The following is a 2989-nucleotide window of genomic DNA, read 5'->3' on the forward strand; positions in this document are numbered from 1 at the left end:
TCTTGATTGGAATCTTCTGCTTTTCTTAAATTATTAGAGTATTCAACAAGCGGGTAGTAGTAGTGACTTTTCGCTGCGTTGATAATGGCACTAATATATTGCTCGTGGGTTAAATCTGGTTTCAATACTGTACTGTAATATACGGCACGAACATCGCCTGTTTTTGCTTTTTCTACAAAAAGTTTTTGTGCTTTATCTACCCATTCCTCACTGCATTCACTGGAATAGTACATTTGACAAATATCGTTTTTAGGCGAAAAAAACAATGCTGCATAAGGGTTGCCTTGTTCAGCTGATTCCATATATAGCTTTTTAGCCATAGGGTTGTTTTTAATACCCGTTCCCCATGTAATTGATGCTAACCAAAATTTTGCGTCAGGATTTTGGTTTTTTACCATCGGTTCAAGTTGTGTCTTTGCCTCAGCCCAAAGATTACGTTGGATGTATAAAACACTTTCAAAAAGTGGATCCCCTTGTTGGTATATACTTGCGATATCAACGGTTGGACTTACTGACGATATAGGATTTTCTGATAAAAATTGTTCAAACACAGCAATATCGGCCTGTTGTGGCTCTGTTGCTTTTGAGCAACCGGTTAAGGCTAAAAAAGAGAAAACTAATAGTAGGGTAGTAATAGTTACTTTCATGCATTTAGACCTTAACTTAGCGGACTGAGAAGCTGATTGATTTTAATGCACAATAGTACACCTAAAAATTACTAGGCAATAATTTGCGCGAGGTGTAGATAGTGAAAGGAAATGTAGAGTAGGTTAAATTAAGAAAACCTACCAAGAATTTGATTTTCAATAGTTAAAAATCCCCCCTCATAATAAAGGGGGGAATAGGGTATTAATCGGAAATCATTTTATTCACTTTGTTAAAAAATCCGCTTAGGCTTTCGTCGTTATACAACTTTTCGTATGGTTCAATACTATAACTTCGCATTTCCATATCCCATCCTTGATTATTATTTAATTTTATCGCCTTATCATATTCTTTTTTTAATTTAGTAGGTATTTTTGAATGTGGATGTCTTAAATATTTTAAGAAATTAATATAATCCTCATTGTTTTCAGCATAGAATAAAATAAAAGCTAACGAGTTATACCCTAATAAATCTCCATTTTTAGCTAAATTACCGAGCATTGTATTTAACTCTTTATTTGATGGACAGATATCCGATAATGATTTCTCTTTTGATTTAAAACAAACCCCAATAAACCCAGTTGATAAATATTTATTTTCTGCATTAATTAGAATGTCTTTAGCTAATTTTTTATAATACTCATATTCTTTATTCTGTTTATCATTTTTATTTTCAACAAAAAATAAACCTTTCTGTAGTTCATTAGCACATTCAAAAAAACGCTCTTCTGCACATTGCTTAAGAAGTTTCTCAGCTTTTGGTGTGAACCATGTTCTCTCTTTATTTACTCGCTCTTCAAATGACATATAACGATACTGCTCATAATCTTCGTTATATAACACAGATGGATTCCCATCTTTCCATTTACGATAAGTGGATCTTAATAATTTTTTATAACCTGAATTATCACATGATTCTTTATATCTATTAAGTTGACAGGTTCTTTTCTCTCCGTAAGTTTCCATGGCGTAAGGATATCCCTCATCTGTTAAAGCTTTTAGCATATCTAAAGACTGTTTTAGATCATAACGTGCCATTGAAACCGCATAAATATATCTTGCCTCTATATTATTTTTATCGCTAATATAAGGGGCAGTTAACTCTATCGCTTTTTTAAAACCAGCTCCATAAGTAAGAAAATTTTTTGCTAGATATATTTTATTTCTATCTACATTTGACAATGTCGAAGAGTAACCATCTTGCTTTATATTATCCATCGCAAAAACGGGATTTAACTTGATAATACATAAAATCAGTCCATAAAATATCTTTTTCATTATCTATTTACCTATAGTTCTAGACCCTGGCTTTAAGGAGGCTAACCAGTCACTATTCGGAATCTAACTTATTTACTTTGTTAAAAAATCCGCTTAGGCTTTCGTCGTTATACAACTTTTCGTATGGTTCAATGCTATAACTTCGCATTTCCATATCCCATCCTTGATTATTGTTTAATTTTATCGCCTTATCGTATTCTTTTTTTAATTTAGGGCCTAACTTTGAATCTGGATACCTTAGATATTTAGAAAATCTAAGATAATTTTTTGTATTGTCATTATGAAATAATTCATAAGCAAGAACTTGATACCCTTTTAAATCACCTTCTTTAGCTAAATTAGTTAACATTAATCCTAATTCTTTTTTAGATGGACAAATATTAGATTCTGATTCTGGTTCATTACAATATCCAAGATAGTCAATTCTTAAATATTTATTTTCTGCATTAATTAAAATATCTTTAGCTAGTTTTTTATAATAATCGTATTCTTTTCTCTGTTTATCAGTTTTATTTTCAACAGAAAATAAACCTTTTTGAAGAACATCAGCACAATAAAAAAAACGCTCTTCTGCACATTGTTTTAGAAGTTTCTCAGCTTTTGGTGTGAACCATGTTCTCTCTTTATTTACTCTCTCTTCAAATGACATATAACGATACTGCTCATAATCTTCATTGAATAATTCAGATGAATTTCCTTTTCTCCATTTATAATACATTGTTCTTAATAATTTTTTATATCCTGAATTATCACACAATTTTTTGTATCTATTAAGTTGACAGGTTCTCTTCTCTCCATAGGTATCCATGGCATAAGGATATCCTTCATCAGTTAAGGCTTTTAACATCTCTAAAGATGTTTTTAGATCATAACGTGCCATTGAAACTGCATAAATATATCTTGCCTCTATATTATTTTTATCGCTAATATAAGGAGCAGTGTAGTGGTACATTAAATTTGGCCACCTACTCAGAGGTGATATCATCACCTCTTAACATGGATAGGTGACATCATGACAAAACGAACAAGACGATTATTTAGTGCTGAATTTAAATTAGAGGCAGCA

The 2989-nt window shown here is 31.3% G+C and carries 3 protein-coding genes; all 3 read right to left on the bottom strand.

What is annotated here, in order from left to right:
• Nucleotides 1–647, bottom strand: a 647-nt coding sequence (locus C9J46_RS21110; RefSeq protein ID WP_146144073.1) for a hypothetical protein, incomplete at its 3' end; no start/stop codon positions are given.
• A gap of 202 nt (nucleotides 648–849) precedes the next feature.
• Complete coding sequence (locus tag C9J46_RS21115; protein ID WP_107291481.1) at nucleotides 850–1923, bottom strand: hypothetical protein; 1074 nt, start codon at nucleotides 1921–1923, stop codon at nucleotides 850–852.
• 52 nt (nucleotides 1924–1975) lie between these two features.
• Nucleotides 1976–2875: a hypothetical protein gene (locus tag C9J46_RS21120; RefSeq protein WP_107291482.1), complete on the bottom strand. Its 900-nt coding sequence runs from the start codon at nucleotides 2873–2875 to the stop codon at nucleotides 1976–1978.
• Nucleotides 2876–2989 lie beyond the last annotated feature (114 nt).

It is taken from the genome of Photobacterium sp. GB-36, assembly GCF_003026135.1.
Taxonomy (GTDB): domain Bacteria; phylum Pseudomonadota; class Gammaproteobacteria; order Enterobacterales; family Vibrionaceae; genus Photobacterium.

Excerpts from the sequence above, each read along its gene's own strand:
- C9J46_RS21120 (WP_107291482.1), bottom strand. The coding sequence starts at position 2,875 with ATGTACCACTACACTGCTCCTTATATTAGCGATAAAAATAATATAGAG.
- C9J46_RS21115 (WP_107291481.1), bottom strand. The coding sequence starts at position 1,923 with ATGAAAAAGATATTTTATGGACTGATTTTATGTATTATCAAGTTAAAT.